The sequence below is a fragment of the Lentibacillus songyuanensis genome (assembly GCF_039548255.1).
Lineage (GTDB): Bacteria > Bacillota > Bacilli > Bacillales > Amphibacillaceae > Lentibacillus_C > Lentibacillus_C songyuanensis.
Genome location: NZ_JBCLVH010000015.1, coordinates 15,441 through 37,508 on the forward strand (window position 1 = coordinate 15,441; position 22,068 = coordinate 37,508).

Annotated in this window: 18 protein-coding genes, 1 other RNA gene and 1 other annotated feature; of the genes, 16 read left to right on the forward strand and 3 right to left on the reverse strand. The window is 41.8% G+C overall.

Translation table 11 applies throughout. The features are described from left to right. Window positions 1-31 precede the first annotated feature (31 nt). The 7 genes from WMZ97_RS14395 to dtd all read left to right on the forward strand — a co-directional run bounded on the left by WMZ97_RS14395 (window position 32) and on the right by dtd (window position 8,918). Window positions 32-325: a post-transcriptional regulator gene (locus tag WMZ97_RS14395; protein ID WP_343272867.1), complete on the forward strand. Its 294-nt coding sequence runs from the start codon at window positions 32-34 to the stop codon at window positions 323-325. Between the two features lie 65 nt (window positions 326-390). After that, on the forward strand, window positions 391-2,664 hold the full coding sequence (gene secDF / locus WMZ97_RS14400) for a protein translocase subunit SecDF (RefSeq protein ID WP_343272792.1): 2,274 nt from the start codon (window positions 391-393) through the stop codon (window positions 2,662-2,664). Window positions 2,665-2,807: 143 nt separating this feature from the next. Further along, window positions 2,808-3,140 (forward strand): LapA family protein, encoded by a 333-nt coding sequence (locus WMZ97_RS14405; protein ID WP_343272793.1) that lies wholly within the window; start codon window positions 2,808-2,810, stop codon window positions 3,138-3,140. Window positions 3,141-3,197: 57 nt separating this feature from the next. Further along, window positions 3,198-5,525: a single-stranded-DNA-specific exonuclease RecJ gene (recJ, locus tag WMZ97_RS14410; protein ID WP_343272794.1), complete on the forward strand. Its 2,328-nt coding sequence runs from the start codon at window positions 3,198-3,200 to the stop codon at window positions 5,523-5,525. Further along, window positions 5,515-6,027, forward strand: a complete 513-nt coding sequence (locus tag WMZ97_RS14415; RefSeq protein WP_343272795.1) for an adenine phosphoribosyltransferase — start codon at window positions 5,515-5,517, stop codon at window positions 6,025-6,027. Before recJ ends, WMZ97_RS14415 begins: the two co-directional genes overlap by 11 nt. 198 nt (window positions 6,028-6,225) lie before the next feature. Then, the gene (locus tag WMZ97_RS14420) at window positions 6,226-8,436 is read left to right on the forward strand and encodes a RelA/SpoT family protein (RefSeq protein ID WP_343272868.1); all 2,211 of its coding nucleotides are present in this window, start codon (window positions 6,226-6,228) and stop codon (window positions 8,434-8,436) included. Between the two features lie 35 nt (window positions 8,437-8,471). After that, window positions 8,472-8,918, forward strand: coding sequence for a D-aminoacyl-tRNA deacylase (gene dtd / locus WMZ97_RS14425; protein ID WP_343272796.1), 447 nt, complete (start codon window positions 8,472-8,474; stop codon window positions 8,916-8,918). 24 nt (window positions 8,919-8,942) lie between these two features. Here the strand turns inward: dtd and WMZ97_RS14430 are convergent, their stop codons facing one another. Next, window positions 8,943-9,758 carry an N-acetylmuramoyl-L-alanine amidase family protein gene (locus WMZ97_RS14430; protein WP_343272797.1) on the reverse strand — a complete coding sequence of 272 codons (816 nt, stop codon included), beginning with the start codon at window positions 9,756-9,758 and terminating at the stop codon, window positions 8,943-8,945. Between the two features lie 88 nt (window positions 9,759-9,846). On the opposite strand from WMZ97_RS14430, the gene WMZ97_RS14435 reads away from it, so the two are divergent. The 4 genes from WMZ97_RS14435 to ssrS all read left to right on the forward strand — a co-directional run bounded on the left by WMZ97_RS14435 (window position 9,847) and on the right by ssrS (window position 13,830). Beyond that, entirely contained in the window at window positions 9,847-10,020 is a 174-nt protein-coding gene (locus WMZ97_RS14435; protein WP_343272798.1) for a hypothetical protein, read from the forward strand. 105 nt (window positions 10,021-10,125) lie between these two features. After that, window positions 10,126-10,403, forward strand: a binding site (T-box leader). Between the two features lie 51 nt (window positions 10,404-10,454). Beyond that, a complete protein-coding gene (hisS, locus tag WMZ97_RS14440; protein WP_343272799.1) occupies window positions 10,455-11,738 on the forward strand; it encodes a histidine--tRNA ligase in 1,284 nt (427 codons plus the stop codon). Further along, window positions 11,738-13,513 (forward strand): aspartate--tRNA ligase, encoded by a 1,776-nt coding sequence (aspS, locus tag WMZ97_RS14445; protein ID WP_343272800.1) that lies wholly within the window; start codon window positions 11,738-11,740, stop codon window positions 13,511-13,513. Before hisS ends, aspS begins: the two co-directional genes overlap by 1 nt. A gap of 128 nt (window positions 13,514-13,641) precedes the next feature. Beyond that, window positions 13,642-13,830, forward strand: a non-coding RNA gene (gene ssrS, locus WMZ97_RS14450) — 6S RNA. Window positions 13,831-13,939: 109 nt separating this feature from the next. Here the strand turns inward: ssrS and WMZ97_RS14455 are convergent. Further along, complete coding sequence (locus WMZ97_RS14455; RefSeq protein ID WP_343272801.1) at window positions 13,940-14,632, reverse strand: RsfA family transcriptional regulator; 693 nt, start codon at window positions 14,630-14,632, stop codon at window positions 13,940-13,942. 112 nt (window positions 14,633-14,744) lie between these two features. After that, window positions 14,745-16,019 (reverse strand): replication-associated recombination protein A, encoded by a 1,275-nt coding sequence (locus WMZ97_RS14460; RefSeq protein WP_343272802.1) that lies wholly within the window; start codon window positions 16,017-16,019, stop codon window positions 14,745-14,747. Between the two features lie 234 nt (window positions 16,020-16,253). Between WMZ97_RS14460 and cymR the strand changes: the two genes are divergently transcribed. From cymR to recD2, 5 genes are read left to right on the forward strand one after another with little or no spacing between them, the layout of a single operon-like run. Next, entirely contained in the window at window positions 16,254-16,673 is a 420-nt protein-coding gene (gene cymR, locus WMZ97_RS14465) for a cysteine metabolism transcriptional regulator CymR (RefSeq protein ID WP_343272803.1), read from the forward strand. A gap of 30 nt (window positions 16,674-16,703) precedes the next feature. Next, a complete protein-coding gene (locus WMZ97_RS14470) occupies window positions 16,704-17,855 on the forward strand; it encodes a cysteine desulfurase family protein (protein WP_343272804.1) in 1,152 nt (383 codons plus the stop codon). 8 nt (window positions 17,856-17,863) lie between these two features. Beyond that, a complete protein-coding gene (gene mnmA, locus WMZ97_RS14475; protein WP_343272805.1) occupies window positions 17,864-18,976 on the forward strand; it encodes a tRNA 2-thiouridine(34) synthase MnmA in 1,113 nt (370 codons plus the stop codon). A 55-nt stretch (window positions 18,977-19,031) separates the two neighbouring features. Beyond that, complete coding sequence (locus tag WMZ97_RS14480) at window positions 19,032-19,703, forward strand: tetratricopeptide repeat protein (protein ID WP_343272806.1); 672 nt, start codon at window positions 19,032-19,034, stop codon at window positions 19,701-19,703. Window positions 19,704-19,721: 18 nt separating this feature from the next. Beyond that, a complete protein-coding gene (recD2, locus tag WMZ97_RS14485; RefSeq protein WP_343272807.1) occupies window positions 19,722-22,058 on the forward strand; it encodes an SF1B family DNA helicase RecD2 in 2,337 nt (778 codons plus the stop codon). Window positions 22,059-22,068: the final 10 nt, after the last annotated feature.

A 22,068-nucleotide genomic window follows, 5' to 3' on the forward strand; every position in this document is an offset into this window, starting at 1 on the left:
ACGTGAGAAACAGGAGGCGAAGCGTTTGGAAATGATGCGATCTGTTGATGAATGGAAATCACGCATAAAACCTGCTCTCGATAGTAAAACGAGTGAGATGAAGCTGTTAGGCTACCGACAGGCGACAAACGACGATATTTGGAATTGTTTGGTGCAAAAGGTATGGAAAGGAAATCCATCAAAACATTTATACGAGGTCATACAAGACATCTTTCATCTTCCAACAAATGTATATATGAGTTATTTAACGCTTGAGGCGTATCAGGATGAAGATTTAATGGCGTCGATCGCCGCACTAACCATTGATGAGAAAGCGGCGGAATAATGCCTTAGCAATGGATATGGATGACATAACGTGTTACCGGTAGTAAAAGGGAGGCAATCTAGTAGATGAAAAACAGAGGCAGAATCGTTGCCTTTTTTCTGATCATACTCTTATTCGCAGGATTGATTGGGACAACGATTTCAGGGATTACAAAGAAAATAAACTTAGGACTTGACCTGCAGGGTGGTTTCGAAGTCCTGTATGACGTAAAACCGGTTGACGAAGGCCAGAAGGTAAACCGAAATCTATTGGAGGCTACTGTCCGGACACTAACGGAGCGAGTAGACCGGCTTGGTATTAGTGAAGCGAATATCGATATCGAAGAACCGAATCGCATTCGCGTTCAACTTGCCGGGGTCAAAAACCAAAATGAAGCAAGAGACATATTGTCCACTTCAGCCCGTTTATCGTTTCGAGATGTGAATGATAACGAATTATTAAATGGTGCCGATGTCAAAGAAGGAAGCGCAAAGCAGGATTTCGACCCGGATTCAAAGCAGCCGATGGTTACCCTGTCATTAAAGAGTGCGTCTAAATTTGGGGATGTTACGAGAAAAATTAAAGATATGAATGACCCGGATACCCCATATGCTGATAATTTACTTGTTATCTGGATGGATTACCAAAAAGGGGATTCATATGCTGAAGAATATCAAAAGGATGATCCTAAATTTATTTCTGCACCACAAGTGTCGAAAACCCTAAATACATCAAACGTCATGATCACGGGGGATTTTACGGTTGATTCCGCACAACGGTTAGCAGACATTATTAATTCGGGATCACTGCCGGTGAATCTGACGGAAAAATATTCTACATCCGTTGGTGCGCAATTTGGACAACAGGCACTAAATAAAACAGTGTTTGCCGGAATTATCGGTATCGGTGTAATCTTTTTATTTATGATTGCCGTTTATCGTTTCCCAGGCTTTATTGCCGCAATCAATTTAAGTATTTATATTTACCTGATTTTGTTATTCTTTGAATTGATGCATGGTACTCTGACATTGCCGGGTATTGCAGCATTGATTCTCGGGGTCGGGATGGCGGTCGACGCGAACGTGATCACGTTTGAACGTATAAAGGAAGAACTTCGTGAAGGCAAGTCGTTACAGTCGGCCTTTAAATCTGGAACCAGTAATTCATTACGGGCGATTCTGGATGCCAACATCACAACGATTTTAGCTGCTGTTGTCTTGTTCTTTTTTGGGACAAGTTCGATCAAAGGATTTGCAACAATGTTGATACTCAGTATTGTTGTCAGTTTCTTAACAGCAGTTTATGGCTCAAGGTTATTGTTGCAACTATGGATTAAAGTAAAGTTCTTGAAAAACCATCCAGGCTGGTTCGGAGTGAAGAAGGAGGATATTCGTGATATCAGGGATCGGACAGAGGTAGAGCCTACCCTGTTCCATCGGGAAATCAATCCTGTCAAACACCGCAAAAAGTTCTTTATTGCATCATCATTGATGGTGGTTCTAGGGATCATTTCCTTGGTCATTTTCCAGTTGAATCCGGGAATTGACTTCACCAGTGGTTCCAGAGTACAAATCATGAGTGATCATACCATCACGGCTGATGAAGTTGTCAACGACTTGGATAAGCTTGATATTAAACCAAAGACAAAACCGGTGATTTCAGGTGACAATAATGATGTTGCTGTCATTCGGTATGACACCGTATTAGATAAAGATAAAATTGCCGAGTTAAAGGATCACTTTAATGACAAATATGGCGAAGAGCCAAGTGTCAGTGTTGTCTCGCCAATTGTTGGACAAGAACTGGTGAAGAACGCTTTATATGCCTTGGCAATTGCTTCGATCGGCATGATCATTTATGTGGCATTCCGGTTTGAACTTTTCTTTGCGATTACCGCGATCATTGCGTTAATCCATGATGCATTCTTCATCTTGGCGTTTTTCAGTATCACCAGAATTGAGTTCGATGTGACGATTGTTGCTGCGGTTCTCACCATCATCGGTTATTCGATCAATGATACGATTGTAACGTTTGACCGAATCAGGGAAAACCTGCAGAAAAAGAAACGTGTGAAATCATTTAAAGAACTCGCAAAAATTGTTAATCGCAGTTTAGTGCAAACCATGACCCGTAGTATTAATACGTCGGTAACAACCTTGATTGCTGTACTAGCGTTCCTGTTCTTAGGTGCGGAATCGATTAGTGGATTTGCGCTTGCTTTGGCAGTAGGACTAATCATGGGTACGTACTCTTCCCTTTTCCTTGCCTCACAGCTATGGTTGATATGGCGTGGAAGGAAAATTAAGGAAAAGCCAGTCGTATTCGCGAAAAAGAAACGAATCGATGGCCCACAGGTATAAGGAAAAGCATAGCGAGCTTGCCCAGCGGCGTAAAGCAGGCTTGCTAAGCGACCTTTCGAAACAAACCCTTGTTACATGATTTGGTAGCAGGGGTTTGTTTGTAATTAAACTTGGGTAATGTTGAAAGAAAAAGGAGGAATTTCATGCGTGGTCAAAGTTATGTGATTTTGGCAATCATTGTTGTGATTATTGTGGCTGTATTTGCGGTTACCAATGTTGATACGGTCGAGGTCAATTATTTATTTTGGTCAGGCGGGGCTCCGCTGATTTTAGTAATATTGTTTTCTGTGTTGATGGGTGGCATTATTACCGCCGCGGTTGGTGCTATCCGTATGTTTCGTTTGCAGCGGGAAATACGCTCGCTAAAATTAGAGAATAAGGAAATGAATAAAATACTACAAAAACATGGGTTGACGGACAAACTACATAAGCAGACTAATCGTAATGATAAAAAACAAGAAGATAAACCAAAATAATTCTAATTGCGACCCCTGACGCTATTTGTGTATAATAGATAAGTCAGGGGTGAATGTATGTTATCAAGTAATGCAACATGGAAGTTTATGACGGTAGACGAATCATTGAATTGGGAAGGCGATTGCACCACAATATCGCCAATCCTGAGGGAACTTTTATTACAACGTGGAATAACGACTGCAGACCAAGCGGCAGATTTTTTATCGCCTAGCCTGGAGAATTTAGATCGCCCTGATAACTTGACAGCGATTGAAAAGGCTTGTGCACGTGTACATAAAGCAATTGATCAACAAGAGCCGATCCTGATCTATGGGGATTATGATGCGGATGGTGTTAGTTCAACGAGTGTCCTGCTAGCAGCTTTACAAGAACTTGGTGCTCATTGTGATTATTATATCCCCAACCGGTTTACCGAAGGGTATGGCCCAAATGAAGCAGCGTTTAGAAAAGCATATACAGACGGTTATCGTGTCATTATTACTGTTGATAACGGAATAGCAGCTGTTCATGAAGCGGAAATAGCCAAAGAGCTGGGGCTTGATTTAATTATTACCGATCACCATGAGCGACAAGTTACACTGCCGGATGCGTTTGCGATTGTTCATCCGAAATGTTCATCAAATTATGCATTTAAAGAGCTTGCCGGGGTTGGCGTAGCCTTTAAATTTGCCGAGCAATTGTTGGGATATTTTCCTGAACAGTTTCTGGACCTTGTGGCAATCGGAACAGTTGCCGATATGGTTCCACTGGTTGATGAGAATCGTATCCTTGTTTACTACGGATTGCAACATTTAAGCAAAACGAAGCGACACGGTTTAAAAGCATTGAAAAAGACTTGTAAGATTGAGGGAAACGTTACGGAAGAAGATATCGGATTTTTGATTGGTCCACGCCTTAACGCGGTAGGACGTCTGCAAGATGCTGATTTAGCGGTTCGATTATTGGTGAGTGATGATCCGTTTGAAGCAACGGAATTAGCGGAAATGGTTCAGCAGCTTAATGAGGAACGCAAAAAAATTGTTTCGGATATCGTGAAAGAAGTAGAAACGATGGTTCCTGCTGACTCGAAGCAAGGTGTGATTGTGGTTGCGAAAGAAGGGTGGCATGAAGGGGTTCTTGGAATTGTTGCCTCAAGGCTTGTTCGAAAATATGATCGCCCGGCAATTGTATTAGCCATCCATCCAGCTGAAGGTCGTGTGAAAGGATCGGCCCGTAGTATACCTGCCTTTGATTTGTTTAACCATTGTATGAAATGGCGAGAACTGTTCACCCATTTCGGTGGACATGCCCAAGCTGCAGGGATGACATTGCCGCTAGAAAATCTTACCAAGTTAAAGGAAGGACTAAATGAATGTATCTGGCAGGAGCTGACGGAAGACGACTTCAAACAGGAAATCGTAGTTAGCAAAACATTACATCTAGCAGAAATTAACGAAACACTGGTAAACGAGATAAGTCAACTTGCACCATTTGGCATGGCTAATCCAAAACCTGTTTTTCATATCAAACAAGTTCCAACGGATATCCGCCAGCTTGGGAATAATAAGAAGCATTTGAAATTGCAGTTTAGGGATGCTACAGCTCAATTGGATGGTATCGGGTTTGGACTTGGTGGACAATATCCGCTGATTTCATCCCAGACGGCTGTCTCAGTCGTTGGTGAAGTCGGAATTAATGAATGGAACGGGATCCGAAAACCGCAAATCGTTATTCAGGATTTACGGATTGATGAATGGCAGTTGTTCGATCATCGCGGCAAGAAAGAAATTGCTATTTCACCGTCTGTATTTGAGCAAAATGTGAATTTAGCTGTATGTCAAGCAATGTCTGAGCGCATCCCGACGCAAATGAAAACAATCAGCTATGAGGAAGATCTTACAACGTTGACACCGGTCAATTCCTTGTACCTGTTTGATTTGCCACCTCAATTCGAACAGCTGGAAAAGATAATTGAACAAACCAAACCATCACGTATACATGCTTGTTTCTATGTGGAAAATAGTACGTATATGCAAGTGTTCCCATCCAGAGAAGATTTTAAGTGGTTTTATAAGCAGATCCTCATTCGTAAGTCGATTGATTTGAAGCAGGAGATAAGTATGCTCATGCAAGCTAGAGGATGGACAAAAGATCGAATTATTTTTATGTCACAAGTGTTTTTTGAGTTAGGATTTGTTAAAATAGAGAGTGGTGTTATGCGGGTGAATCCGAGCCCTGTGAAACGCGATTTGCAGGATGCCCGTATCTATCAACAGCGTTTAAGACAAGCTGAAATTGAAAAGACGCTATATTATTCCAATTATCAAGCATTAAAACAATGGTTTTCAGTATGGATGGACGACGCCCAAGAACACAGGAAGGAAGAAGTTATTTATGGATTATAAAAACTATATTAAAATAGTTGAAGACTGGCCAAAAGCGGGTGTTCAATTTAAAGATATTACACCGTTAATGGATAATGGCCAAGCGTTTAAATCAGCTGTTGATGAAATTGTAATGTTTTCAAAGGAAAAAGATATTGATTTGATTGTCGGTCCAGAGGCAAGGGGGTTCATTATTGGCTGCCCGGTTGCGTATGCATTGGAAGTTGGTTTTGCCCCTGTTCGTAAAGAAGGCAAATTACCACGTGACGTTATCAAAGTGGACTATGGGTTAGAATATGGCAAAAATGTCTTAACGATCCATAAAGATGCCATTAAGCCAGGCCAGCGCGTATTAATAACAGATGACTTACTTGCAACAGGTGGTACAATAGAAGCAACGATTAAATTAGTAGAAGAGCTTGGCGGCGTTGTTGTTGGCTGTGCCTTTTTAGTTGAACTGACGTATTTAAATGGCCGTGACAAACTAAACGGCTATGACGTGCTAACTTTAATGGAATATTAATGGAACGTTTGTAACGAATTATATATGGTTAGGTCTGACGAGGTACATGTTCGTCAGGCCTACTTGTTTATTTACTATTATATTTCAATGTTTTTTATCTAACAGAACGTTTTTTCTTTACTTTTTCGTCAAAGTTTTCGATACTAATAAAAAAGGCATAGGTTAAAGAATGCTAAAGTAGTGAGTAAAGGTGATTACATGGCAAAGGAAGCTATAATGACAGTAGAGAATGTGCTAGACGAGGCGGGACAGTACCTTAATGAGGAGGATACTGCGTTTATTCGCCGTGCATACGAATTTGCATATGAGGCACATCGTGATCAGTATCGGAAATCCGGTGAGCCGTATATTATCCACCCGGTTCAGGTAGCCGGAATCTTAGTAGGGCTGGAGATGGATCCGGAAACGATTGCGGGTGGGTTTTTACATGATGTTGTAGAAGATACAACGGTTACACTGGAACAAATCGAGGAACAATTTAATCATGAAGTTGCAATGCTTGTTGACGGGGTAACGAAACTGGGGAAAATCAAATATAAATCAAAAGAAGCGCTTCAAGCAGAAAATCACCGTAAAATGTTCGTGGCCATGGCGAAGGATATACGTGTTATCTTAATTAAACTGGCGGATCGGCTGCATAATATGCGGACACTCAAACATTTAAGACCAGAAAAACAGCGGCGTATATCGAATGAAACACTGGAAATCTTTGCCCCATTGGCCCACCGATTAGGGATATCGACCATTAAGTGGGAATTGGAAGATACGGCATTACGATATTTAAACCCCCAGCAATATTATCGAATCGTGCAATTAATGCGGCAAAAACGTGATCAGCGTGAGATATACATCAAAGAAGTGATGGATGAGGTTCATGAACAGTTAGAGGATGTTCATATCCATGCAGATATCTCCGGAAGACCAAAACATTTGTATAGTATCTATCGAAAAATGGTGAAGCAGAACAAGCAATTCAATGAAATTTACGATTTGCTTGCCGTCCGGATCATTGTTAACAGTATCAAGGATTGTTACGCAGTCTTAGGAATTATTCATACGTGCTGGAAACCAATGCCTGGCAGGTTTAAAGATTACATTGCCATGCCAAAGCCAAATCTTTACCAGTCATTGCACACTACCGTTATTGGTCCCAAAGGTGATCCATTAGAAGTGCAAATACGCACGAAAGAGATGCATGAAATTGCTGAGTACGGGATTGCTGCACACTGGGCTTATAAGGAAGGAAAGCGGGTCAATAAAGACAAGCAGTCGTTTGAAGAAAAATTAACTTGGTTCAGGGAAATCCTGGAATGGCAAAACGAAACACATGATGCCGAAGAATTTATGGAATCGTTAAAGGTGGATTTGTTCTCGGATATGGTATATGTGTTTACACCAAAAGGGGACGTAATTGAGTTACCGTCTGGATCGGTTCCACTTGATTTTGCCTATAAAATTCATACGGAAATCGGAAATCAAACGGTCGGCGCCAAAATTAACGGGAAAATGGAACCGTTGGACTATGAACTCAAAAACGGTGATATCATTGAAATGATGACATCCAAGCAATCGTATGGGCCGTCACCCGATTGGTTAAAAGTAACACAAACCTCCCAAGCTAAAAATAAAATTAAACAATTTTTTAAAAAACAACGCCGGGAAGAAAATATTACCAAGGGGAAAGAACTGGTTGATAAGGAAATCAAGGCATTGTCATTCGAGCCCAAAGATGTATTGACACAGGATAATTTACAACGGGTGTTTGAAAAATTTAACTTCTCCAATGAGGAAGATATGTATGCCGCAGTTGGTTATCAAGGAATAACAGCAGCGTTGATTGCAACACGCTTGACGGAAAAGTTACGCAGGCAAAAGCAAAAAGAACAGGAACTGTCGCAAACATTAGAAGAAGTAAAATCCGAAGTGAACGAGAAAAAAAAGCCTGCCTCACATAAGCGGGATTCGGGCATCAAAGTAGAAGGTGTTGACAATTTATTAGTTCGATTATCGAAATGCTGTAATCCGGTGCCTGGTGATGCGATTGTTGGCTACATTACCAAAGGACGCGGTGTATCCGTTCATCGTGCGGATTGCCCGAATGTTCAAACGGAAGAAGCAAAACAGCGTTATTTACATGTAGAATGGGAAAATAACCAAGTCGAAAGAAAACAATATCATGTGGATTTGGAAATTTCTGGATATGACCGGCGAGGCCTGTTAAATGAAGTGTTACAAGCAGTAAACGAAACAAAGACTAATATTACACAGGTCAATGGTGGATCGGATCGAAATAAAATGGCCATCTTCACCATCACTATCCTAGTCCATAATACAGCCCATTTACGAAAAATTGTGGAGCGTGTAAAACAAATTAAAGATATTTACACCGTAACACGGACATTGCAGTAAGCTAAGATTTTAAAATGGAATAAAGGGGACGAATCATGAAAGCTGTTGTACAAGTGGCGCGTAATGCACATGTGTCGGTAAATAAAGAAACGATTGGCGAGGTTGATGAAGGGCTGGTCGTTTTACTTGGAGTTACCCATGAGGATAAAGAAGCAGATGCCGAATATCTTGTTCATAAAATTGTCAACATGCGCATCTTTGCGGATGAGAACGGAAAAATGAATCAATCATTAAAGGATATTGCCGGAGGATTGTTGTCCATATCCCAGTTCACCTTATATGCTGATACGAAAAAAGGCAGAAGACCGAGTTTCCTCCAAGCAGCTAAACCTGACAAAGCAAAAGCCTTGTATCATTATTTTAATAATCTTGTGAGTGAGCAAGACATTCCGGTTGCAACAGGTGAATTTGGTGCGATGATGGATGTGACTTTTACTAACACCGGCCCGGTAACGATTATCATCGACAGTAAAGACAGCTGACTAACCACAAGCGCTTGTCCCTGGTTAGTCCGTTATGTTTTTTTTAAAATACACGATTAAGCCCTCGGTTATTCCATTTACCAGTTGCTTCTGATAGACATCTGTTACGAGCAGCTGTTCCTCTGTCTGGTTGGATAAAAAGCCCAATTCAACTAATACAGCGGCTTTTTTGTTTTGGCGCAGAACCTGGAAATCCTCCGATACAGTGCCCCGATCATCTGCCTTCGTTTTTTTGATCATATTTGTTTGTATCGGATCCGCCAACCCCTTGTTTTCATCACCATAATAATAGGTGCTGATTCCTGCTACATCAGGCATTTCTGGAAAATTGTTATAATGAATACTGAGAAACGCATCGGCATCAGCGCTATTCGACAGGCTTGTCCGACTTGCTAAGGCTACATAGTCATCATGCTTTCTGGTCAGGATCACATCTGCGCCCATAATAATAAGTACTTGTCGTAATCGTAAAGCAGTTTGGAAAGTCAAATCTTTTTCAAGGACTCCTGATGCACCAATTGCCCCCGCATCAGATCCGCCATGCCCCGGGTCAATGACGATTGTCTTATGTCGCAGGTGGGGTTTTATTTTTATGCGCTTATTTACGGGTGGTGGATGCAAATACTCGATGATATCATCATGGGTAATTTTAAGCCGGTCTCCCTTTTTTATCATGTTAACGCCTGTAGCCAAACCTGTTCGATTTTGTGAATGACCAGCTGCGGTTGTGATCGTTTCCGGTACGGCATCGTCTGTATTAGCTTTTTGTTTATCAATCGGATATGTATGTACAATCACTATCATACAAACGCATATGATAAGTCTTCGCCAAGTACGCAAATGATTTCCTCCTTGCTCTGCTTATATTATGTCTTCTGGCGTAATAAAAAATGCATAAAAGGCAAAACTATGGCAAGGAGGAATGTACATGCGATACGCTGAAAAACATTGGACCACTGCTCAGAACAAGGATATATATGGAATTAATTTTCATCGGTTTATGGAGTTGGAAGGCAATACAAATCATATGGAAATAGCACAGGAATTGGGAATTACGTTAGGAGAAGTAAAAATGTTAAAGAAAAAAATCATTCGTGCTTGACTTTCGTTTTCACACCGCTTATGATTATAATCATTAAATTGAATCAGCAATAGTGTTCAATAATCACGAGCATGATTTTACGAATATGAAAATTCTTTTTTAAATTTGACACCGTCAAGGGAACAAGTAGTTGGAACCCAGATGAACAGAGAAAGAATGCCAATGGCTGAAAGCATTTTTACATTGTGATCCAATGAAAGACACTCCTCAGGTTCAATACTGACATGCAATCGTCCCAGAACCACAAAAGTCGGGTATTCCATATCCTTGGACAGGTTGGGATTTATTTCACTAGGTATTGACGTTCTGCAGGCGTTAACTGTACAAGGTGGATACTATTGTATCAATCAGGGTGGCAACGCGGGTTAACTCTCGTCCCTTTATATAAGGGATGGGGGTTTTTTTATTTATTTCACTTTATTGGAGGTATGGTCATGAACATGAAAGCACCACGAGGGACGAATGATATTCTACCTGATGACGTCAAAAACTGGCAATACATTGAAAAAGTAATCAAAGATATTTGCGATCGATTTCACTACGAAGAAATTCGCACACCGCTTTTTGAACATACGGAAGTATTTCAGCGGGGTGTAGGTGATTCGACTGATATTGTTCAAAAAGAAATGTATACGTTTCTGGATCGCGGCGGACGGAGTATTACACTTAGGCCTGAAGGGACAGCGGCGGTCGTCCGTGCCTTTGTTGAACACAAATTGTATGGGTCAGCCATTCAACCGGTGAAACTGTTTTATTTCATGCAGATGTTTCGTTATGAACGACCACAGCAAGGCCGGATGCGGCAACTCAATCAATTTGGGGTGGAAGTGTTGGGAAGTGCGGACCCAGCGGTCGATGCGGAGGTCATTGCGCTTGCTATGACATGTTATCAGGAGCTTGGTTTAAAATCACTTAACCTTGTCATTAATAGTCTTGGCGATAAGGAAAGTCGCGCAAACTATCGTCAAGCGCTAGTGGAGCACTTTACACCGCATAAAGAGGAACTTTGTACGGACTGTCAAACCCGGTTAACGCAAAACCCGTTACGTATTTTGGATTGTAAGAAGGATCGGGATCACCCGGCAATGAAAACTGCTCCATCTATACTTGATTATTTAAATGCGGAATCAGCGAGCTATTTTGAACAATTAAAAGACTACTTAACGCAGATGGGTATTCCATATACAGTCGATCAAAATCTTGTTCGCGGGCTGGATTATTACAATCACACGGCATTTGAAATCATGAGTGACGCAGAAGGATTTGGTGCGATTACAACCTTGTGTGGCGGTGGCCGGTACAATGGGCTTACCGAGGAATTCGGCGGACCTGATACACCAGGGATCGGTTTTGGTATGGGGCTGGAACGATTACTGCTCGCCATGAAGGCAGAGGATATTTCGATCCCTGTTGACGAGGAGTTGGATTGTTATCTTGTTGCTGTTGGGGATGAACCACAAAGACGGGCGGTTTCACTAGTTTTTGAGTTAAGGAAACAAGGAATCCAGGTGGATCAGGATTATCAAGGGCGAAAAATGAAAGCTCAATTAAAAACAGCTGATCGCTTACACGCGAAATTTGTACTGATTCTTGGTGAAGAAGAATTGGCCAAACAGGTCATCACGATAAGATCAATGCAAACCGGGGAACAGCGGGAAGTGGCTCTATCGGGTTTGGGTGATGAAATGAACGAATTGCTCCAGGGAGGAAAGGAATAATGAATCAACGAATACCAGCAGGAACATTAACAGAAGCACATATTGATAAAGAAGTTATATTGAAAGGCTGGGTACAAAAGCGTCGTGATTTAGGTGGATTGATTTTTATCGATTTGCGGGATCGTTCAGGTGTGGTTCAGGTCGTATTTAATCCAGCATATTCAGCGGAAGCTCTGGCCACTGCCGAAGATGTTCGTAACGAATATGTGGTGGAAATGAAAGGGAACGTAGTCAAACGAGATGCATCAACCGTGAATGAGGCAATGGCAACAGGTCATATTGAAGTCATTGCTACGGATCTGATCGTGTTAAATAAAGCAAAAAATCCTCCATTTATGATTCAGGATGAGACAGATGTCAGCGAAGATTTGCGTTTGAAATATCGTTATTTGGATTTGCGGCGAAATACCTTACAACACACTTTCAAACTACGCCATCAAACAACACAAACGGTACGGAATTTTTTAAACGATGAAGGTTTTCTGGAGATGGAAACGCCGATTCTGACGAAAAGTACACCCGAAGGAGCACGCGATTACCTTGTCCCAAGCAGGGTACATGCTGGTGAATTTTATGCGTTACCACAGTCACCACAATTGTTTAAACAGTTGATTATGATGTCCGGATTTGAAAAGTACTATCAAATTGCCCGCTGTTTCCGTGATGAAGATTTACGAGCTGACCGGCAACCGGAATTTACACAGATCGATATTGAAACATCCTTTATGTCAAGCGACGATATTATGGAAATGACGGAGCGCATGATGAAAAAAGTGATGAAGGAAGTAAAAGGGTTGGATGTTGCGATACCATTTCCACGGCTTTCCTATGATGAGGCAATGCAGCGCTATGGTTCGGATAAACCGGACACCCGATTTGCTTTAGAATTAATCCACGTCTCAGATATTGTACAGGATTCAGATTTTGCTGTGTTTCAACGTGCAATCGAAAATGGCGGCAAGGTTTGTCTACTGAATGTGAAGCAGCAGGCAGCCGCATTTTCCCGAAAAGACATTGACAAGCTGACCGAATTTGTTAATGTCTACGGAGCGAAAGGATTGGCGTGGCTTAAACTGCAAAATGGCGAGGTGAAAGGGCCGATCGCCAAATTTCTATCAGATGAGGAAAAAACGAGTCTAGTTGAACGAGCAGAGGCGACAGAAGGGGATCTCTTGCTATTTTGTGCGGATAAAACAAGCATTGTATATGATAGTCTTGGCGCATTACGGCTGAAGCTTGGCAAGCAATTAAACTTGATTGATGAATCGCAATATAATTTCTTGTGGGTAACGGACTGGCCGCTTTTGGAATATGATGAAGAAGCGGGGAGATACTCGGCAGCACACCACCCATTTACCATGCCGGTAGAAGCGGATTTGAATAAATTGGCCTCTGATCCAGCCAGTGTAAAGGCCATTGCTTATGACATTGTATTGAATGGTTATGAACTTGGTGGTGGATCGCTAAGAAATTATAAACGGGAACAACAAGATACCATGTTTGACGTATTGGGATTTACCAAACAGCAGGCTGAAGAACAATTTGGCTTTTTGCTGGATGCATTGGAATATGGGGCACCGCCACATGGAGGAATTGCGCTTGGATTGGATCGAATTATCATGCTATTAGCAGGAACGTCGAATATGCGGGATACTATTTTATTCCCGAAAACGGCATCAGCTTCTGATCTATTAACCGATGCACCGAGTGAAGTAAGTACAAAACAATTGGACGAACTTTCTATTCAGCTGAAAGAAATAGATGAAGAAAAATAAGCTTTGTTTTAGATCTGCAACAAATGTAATTTAATTTCCATAAGGTTAAATATTGAAAATATTGGCTGGATATGATATGATCATTTTACAAATGAAGCTTGATTTGCGTTTTTCATAGCAATTCCAGCTCAATCCTGATGTGTTCGTTTATGTATATTCGTTTTGACCGAACAATAATACATTCGGGAGCTTAACGTTTCTTGACTGCGTGCAAGCCTCTACTTACTTAAAATGAGGACGTACAAAGTTTGGAACAGAGCACCCACCTGCCAAGAGCGGGATCAAAACAGGAATTAAACGGCACAATCGGGATTGCCGGAAATTAAAAAACTCTTCCTAAATGGAAGAGTTTTTTATCTCATCTTAATGGTAGCAGGCTTCTTGCTTCACAACTCATCGCAAATTCCTGCTACATGAATGATAGCGTTATTGATTCGAACTATGCGCTATTTGTTGCAGATTACCATTTTTATCCATTCGAAACGCAGGAGGCTTCATGGTACCTTGGTCCTCGAATACGGTCATTTTCCGTGCGCGATCCATAATCTGCATGAACACTTGGTAATCCTCTTGAATGGTAGCAAGCTGCTCCTCTGTCTGCGCCAATTTCCTTTCTAATTCCTGCACCTGTTCCTGAAGCATCGTATTTTCCTTTTGTGTTTCTTCCAGGCTGCGTTTTGATTGATTCGAAGCATGATAGTCTTTTTTTAGTCCATTCAGGTATTGAATGACCATATCCAGGGACATTGCCGGCTCATTTGCAGATACCTCACCTGGAACAGTCGTCTCTACAGGCTCTGCTGAGGTGATTGTTGTTTCCAATTCCTCATAAAGCTGCGGTAACGCAATTGCTGGTTTCTGTTGCTTCGGTGTGTTTTGAGCCATGGCTCGTTTCTTTTCTTTTCGTTGTCTCTTTGCAAGATCAATAGCATGATCGTATTTTGTGCGTACTTCAGCATTCCAGCGAAATCCGCAAGCCGCTGACGTGCGATTCAGTTTATCTCCAACTTCCTCAAACGCGTTTAGTTGGGTACTGCCTTCCCTAATGTGTCGTAATACCGTCTCTGCTAATAGTAGATCATCTTCATGTGACCATGCATCTTGTCTAACTTTAACCAAAATCTTCATCTCCTTTATCGAGTAACAAATCAATAGCACATCATTCCATAGACTGATTATCTAGTATCTATTGTGACCGTTCGAAAAAGGAAATATACCTAACTAGTTTATATTATGATTTAGCTGCCTGTATTTTTTCATATACCTGTTTTAATGCTTGTTCAAATTTGCCAGCGTTTTTCGGTTGATAATAGTGCTTGTTCTTGATGGTATCAGGTAAATATTGCTGATTGACCCAGCCACCTTCGAAATTATGCGGATATTGATATTCCACGCCCCGGCCAAGTTTTTTCGCTCCTTGATAGTGGGCGTCTTTTAAATGATTAGGAATTTCTCCGCTTTTGCCGCTGCGAATATCGCTTAAAGCAGCATCCATTGCTTTGTAGGCGGTATTTGATTTTGGCGATAACGCAAGTTCGGTAATGGCAACTGCCAGTGGTATACGGGCCTCCGGGAAACCTAACCGTTCAGCTGCCTGGACCGCGGCAAGTGCGCGGGGGCCTGCTTGGGGATTCGCCAATCCGATATCCTCATACGCACAAACAACCATGCGACGGGCGATACTGTCCAGATCACCTGCTTCGATTAAACGTCCCAAATAATGTAATGCTGCATCAACATCACTGCCCCTGATGGATTTTTGAAATGCGGACAAGACATCATAATGCGCATCCCCGTCCTTATCATGGGAAAAACTTTTCTTTTGCATGCACTCTTCCGCAATATCCAGGGTGATCATAATCTTATCTTCGTTGTTCTTCGGTGTTGATGCGACAGCTAATTCCAGTCCGTTTAAAGCTGACCGCATGTCGCCATTAGCTGCGAAGGCCATATGGGAAAGGGCATCATTCGTTATGTCAACATCCTGGTCACCCAATCCATTGTTTGTATCGGTCAGCGCTCGCTTGATGGCAGTTTTTATATTTTCATTGCTTAACCCATGTAACTCAAACAGGTGGCATCTGCTGCGAATCGCTGGATTAATAGAGTGATATGGATTACTGGTGGTGCAGCCGATGAGGGTTATTAGGTTACTTTCTACATGCGGCAAAAGAAAATCCTGTTTTGCCTTATCCAAACGGTGAACCTCGTCAAGAATCAACACGACCTGTCCTGTCATTTTTGCCTCTTCCACAACAATTTCCATATCTTTCTTTTTATCTACTACTGCATTGAGCATTTTTACCTTGATCCCGAGTGTTTTGGCTAAGGCATAGGCCATTGATGTTTTTCCTGTTCCTGGTGGTCCAAATAAAATCATGGAGGCAAGCCGCTCGGCATCGATCATTCGGCGAAGGATTTTCCCCTCGCCAACTAAGTGTTCTTGTCCAATTATTTCCTGGATATGTGTCGGACGCATCCGATATGCAAGTGGTTTTTGTTTCATTTGAATCTTCCTTTTTATATAATATAATATTGCTTTACTAATAAAGAGAATGGTTAAGATGGTATCCGTGGAATACTTCATATTAAGCCTAATTGCCGATTTGTAAAAATGCAAGGAACAACCATCCGTGCTATAATAGCACATAAGAGAATGGTTGATGATTGAAGCTGTTGTGATACACAGCTTTTGACAGACAATACCAGAATGTTAATGAAGATTATTGAGGTGTTTGAAATGAAAATATCTACTAAAGGCCGATATGGTTTGACGATCATGATTGAACTTGCGAGATGCGTTGGAGAGGGTCCGATATCGTTAAAGCAAATCGCCCGGGAGAAGCAATTATCTGAACATTATTTAGAGCAACTCGCCTCGCCACTGCGCAATGCTGGGCTGGTCAAGAGTATCCGGGGCGCATATGGCGGGTATATTTTAGCGAAACAGTCAAAAGAAATAACCGCTGGCGATGTCATTCGCGTGTTAGAAGGACCGATCACGCTGGTGGAAGGTATCGAGAATGAAGAACCAGCACAACAAGCATTATGGTTAAGGGTCAGAGATGCCGTTAAGGATGTGCTAGACACGACGACATTGGAAGATTTAAAAAATCATGAACATGATCAGCAACAAGATTCATATATGTTCTATATTTAATAGTCCATACAATCAGGAAGGAAAGGTAAAATGGAAGTAATTTATTTGGACCATGCGGCAACAACACCGGTAGCCAAAGAGGTACTGGATGCCATGTATCCGATCTATGGAGAAGTATTTGGTAATGCGTCAAGTGTCCATTCGTTTGGTCGTAAAGCAAGACATTACTTGGACGAGGCTAGACATGTCTTGGCTGAAAGCATTGGTGCAGAGGAAAAGGAAATCATCTTTACCAGCGGTGGAACAGAATCCGATAACCTGGCAATTATTGGTACGGCTTTGGCGAATCGGGAAAAAGGCAATCATATCATTACCACTGCCCAGGAACACCATGCTACATTGCACACGTTAGAAAACTTAGAACAAAATGGCTTTCGGGTAACATATTTACCTATTTATCCGGATGGAAAAGTTTCCCTAAAGGATTTGGAACAGGCACTTACAGAGGATACGATCCTTGTTTCCATCATGACGGTTAACAATGAAACGGGCATCATTCAGCCGATAGCGGAAGTTGGTGCGTTACTTCAGAACCATCAGGCATATTTCCATACTGATGCGGTGCAGGCATATGGATTATTGGAACTATCTGTAAATGAACTGGGTATCGATTTGCTGTCTGTTTCCGCGCATAAGTTGAATGGGCCAAAAGGGATTGGTTTTTTGTATGTGCGAAACGGTGTTATTCTCAACCGCCTGCAATTTGGTGGAGAACAGGAACGAAAGCGTCGGGCAGGCACGGAGAATGTTGTTGGAGCAGTAGGGTTGCAAAAAGCAGTAGAGTTGAGTATTGCCGCTCGTCAGGATCGGTATGAGCGGTACAAGCAGTATAGAGAATTATTTCTCCACACGCTTGACGAGGAAGGAATCACGATGCACATCAATGGTGATTTGGACTCTGCGTTACCAACAATTGTCAACATTAGTTTCCCCGGTACGAATGTGGAAGCATTGTTAACAAATTTCGATCTTGATGGAATTGCTGCATCAAGTGGCAGTGCATGTACAGCAGGATCAGTGGAACCATCACACGTTCTATCAGCCCTTTATGGAGCGGATGATGAACGAACAACGAACTCGATTCGTTTCAGTTTTGGTGCGGCCAACACAATGGAAAATGTGAAAACCGCCGCCAAGCGTGTAGCGAAAATAGTAAAACGATTAACGGCAGACGAAAGGTAGGGAACAACATGAAGAAAAAGGAAGATACCCGGGTTGTTGTTGGAATGAGTGGAGGGGTGGATTCTTCCGTTACAGCACTGCTTCTTAAAGAGCAAGGCTATGATGTGGTCGGCATCTTCATGAAAAATTGGGATGATACGGATGACTTCGGCGTATGTACGGCAACCGAAGATTTTGATGATGTTGTGAGGGTATGTAATCAAATCGGCATCCCGTATTACGCAGTCAACTTTGAAAAGCAATATTGGGATAAAGTGTTTACGTATTTTCTGGATGAATACCAAGCAGGGAGAACCCCAAATCCGGATGTGATATGCAATAAAGAAATTAAGTTTAAAGCCTTTTTGAACCATGCCTTGTCCCTTGGAGCTGACTATGTAGCAACAGGACACTATGCACAAGTGCGTTATCAGGATGGGCACTATCAAATGCTGCGCGGTGTGGATTCGAATAAAGATCAGACGTATTTTTTGAATCAATTAACCGAAGATGTACTGGCAAAGGTCATGTTCCCACTTGGGGCGTTACCAAAAACAGAGGTGCGTGAAATTGCTAAACAGCACAACTTAGCAACCGCCACGAAAAAAGATAGTACAGGTATCTGCTTTATCGGTGAGCGCAATTTCAAAGAATTTTTAAGTGAATATTTGCCTGCACAACCGGGAGAGATGCAAACATTATCCGGGGTGGTGAAGGGAATGCATGAAGGTTTGATGTATTACACGCTTGGTCAACGGCAGGGACTTGGTATTGGTGGCGCGGGTGATCCATGGTTTGTCGTTGGAAAGAACCTTGAAGACAATGTACTGTACGTGGAACAAGGCTTTACGAATGACGCACTGTATTCCGACGGGTTAATCGCTTCAGATGTAAACTGGATCAATCCGGTTGATTTAGCTGCACCATTTACATGTACAGCTAAGTTCCGTTATCGTCAGCAGGATAGTAGGGTAACAGTCTATCCATTGGACAATGGAGATGTTAAGGTGATGTTTGACAAACAAGAACGTGCGATCACCCCTGGACAATCCGTTGTTTTTTATCGTGGCGACGTATGCCTCGGCGGTGGAACGATTGATGAAATTATCAAAGGCGAACAGTATCTCGATTATGTCGGGTAAACGAACGAGTCTAGCTGACAAGAAAGACTCTATCTTTCGATAAAAAGGGTGTTACATGTTGGATAAAAATCAGCAAGCAATTGCATCAATGCAAGAGGGAGACTATGAAACTTCAGCAAAACTTTTTCATGCATTCATTGAAGAACATCCCCATGATCCGGTAGGCTATACGAATTTTGGGAATTTATTAATGCACATCAATGATTTAACAAGGGCGCAACGATTTTTTGAAAAGGCGATTTCTCTGGATAAATATGCCGCAACGGCTTATTATGGTTTGGGAAATTTATACTTTGAACAATCGATCTATAATAAAGCCCAGGAGAACTTTCAAAAAGCAATTGAACTAGGTGCGGAAGTTGCCGATGTGTATTATATGCTTGGATTAACATTGCAAAAGTGCGAGCAGTTTAAGCTGGCATTGCCATATTTACTCCGAGCAACGGAACTGGATCCAGATGATGATGAGTTATTGTTTCAATATGGACTGGCGTTAGCGCAAAGTGATCATATTACAGAAGCGGAGCCTGTTTTTAAACGAGTGTTATCACATAATCCAGAACACAGTGATGCCCATTATAATCTTGGGATTATCGATTTGTATGATGATAAACCTAAAAACGCCCAAACACATTTTAATGAAGCACTGCGAATACAGCCGGATCATCTATTGGCTGCCAATGGAAAGAAAAAAGTGGATGAGCTAATGAAGCATAATGAAGGGTAAGATCGCGAGGTAGTTGTGATGACAAATGAAACCAGCACCAACACCAATAGCAATGAATACACGAGAGGGTATATAACGGGTGAACTGTTATATACCATTTTCCATAATGAGGCAGAACATTTTTCCATTGCCAAGATAAAAGTTCGCGACACGAATGAGGATTATCGCGAAAAAGATGTCGTGGCGAAAGGATATTTTGCTAACTTGATCACAGGAAAGACATACTGCTTTTACGGACAATTTGAGCGCCATGTCAAATTTGGGCTGCAATATCAAGTGAACTCCTATCAAACCGTCACACCCAGTACAAAAGATGGCTTAGTTGCTTATTTATCTAGTAGTTTATTTCATGGCATTGGGAAAAAAAGTGCGAATCGTATTGTTGATCATTTAGGTGAAACCGCAATTTCAACGATTTTAACGAATCCATCGGTGCTGGACGAGATCCCAGGACTTAAGAAAGAGAACCGGGAATCGCTTGTTAAAAATTTACAAGAAAATGAAGGCTTTGAACATGTCGTTGTTCAATTAGCAACATTTGGTGTTGGGTTGAAACTGGCTCAGAAAATCTATCAAGTATATCAGGAAGAAGCGGTCAATCAGCTGCATGCTGATCCCTATCAATATGTCTTCGATGTGGAAGGATTTGGATTTCAAAAAGCAGATGAAATTGCCCGGCAAAATGGCCTTTCGCTGACCCATCCCAATCGGATAGGGGCTGGCTGTATCTATATACTGGAAAAAAGTGTGCCAGATGGCCATGTTTTTCTGCCGCTTTCGGAATGTATGAAGCAGGTTATCCAGTTACTCCATCATCCAGGTTCCCCGTTAACAGAGGAAACGATCATGGAACGTTTGGAGGAACTGAACAAGGAGAAAAAACTTATTTTGTATAATGGAAATGTTTATTTACCATCGCTATATTATGCCGAAGATGGTTTTGTCTCCCATTTGAAGCGATTAGTTGAAAAACCTGTTGAACAGCAAACATCGTTAGCCGAATTAATGAAAATTATTGGTGCGATTGAAGATGAAGAAATATTAAGCTATGGAAAAGAACAGTTTCAGGCAATCCATCAATCACTTGACTCCAAGATAATGATTGTAACTGGGGGACCGGGTACTGGGAAGACAACTGTTGTCAAAGGAATATTAAAAGCATATGCCGAAATCCACGATTTATCACTGAACCCCAAGGATTATGATCATCAATCTGATTTTCCATTTATCTTGACGGCGCCAACAGGCCGAGCAGCAAAACGTTTACATGAGTCTACCGGACTTCCAGCAATGACGATTCACCGTTTGCTTGGCTGGGATGGGGACCATGCATTTGAAAAAGACCAGCAAGAGCCATTAGAAGGGAAGTTTATCATTATTGATGAATTTTCCATGGTTGACATTTGGCTGGCCAATCATTTGTTTAAAGCCATTCCAGATGATATGCAGGTTCTACTGGTAGGAGATGAAGACCAGCTGCCATCAGTGGGGCCTGGTCAGGTGTTGGGTGACTTACTTGCAAGTGCGTTGATTCCGTTTGTCAGTTTGAATGAGGTCTACCGTCAGAAAGAAGGCTCAAAGATTATTCAGTTGGCACACCAGATCAAGCATGATACATGTAGCAATGAATCGTTACAGCAAGCAAAGGATTTCAGTTTTATTTCATGTAATGAATTACAAGTTGTTTATTGCATTGAAACCATCTATCAAAAGGCACGTGAAAAAGGGCTCGATGTAAAAGATATCCAGGTGCTTGCTCCCATGTACCGCACGCAAGCGGGTATCACGATGATTAACAAACACCTGCAGCAAGTCATTAATCCAAAGACGAATCAAAAAAGGGAAGTAAAGACCCAGGATGCAATATTTCGGGTTGGAGATAAGGTGATTCAATTGGTTAATCAACCCGAGGATCATGTGTTTAATGGTGATATTGGAGAAGTGGTAGCTATTTTCACAGAGGATGAAAATACCGATCAAGTGGAACAATTAGTGATCGCCTTTGATACGCGAGAGGTTGTTTACGAACGAAAGGATTATGTGAATCTGATGCATGCCTATTGCATTTCGATTCATAAATCACAGGGAAGCGAATTTCCCATTGTCATTTTACCTGTCGTGTCCGCATACAATCGGATGCTGCGGAAAAATCTGTTGTATACTGCGGTTACCAGAAGTAAACAGTCCCTAATTATTTGCGGTCAGTCAGATGCCTTTCTTCGCGGGATACGAACAATTGATACGAATATTAGGTATACTACCCTCCAGGAACGGATGCACGAACGATTGCCGAAGCCAGATGAGCAAGACGCTAATAACGAAGAAATAGAAATTACTCCTTACGATTTTATGTGATTCAGGGTAT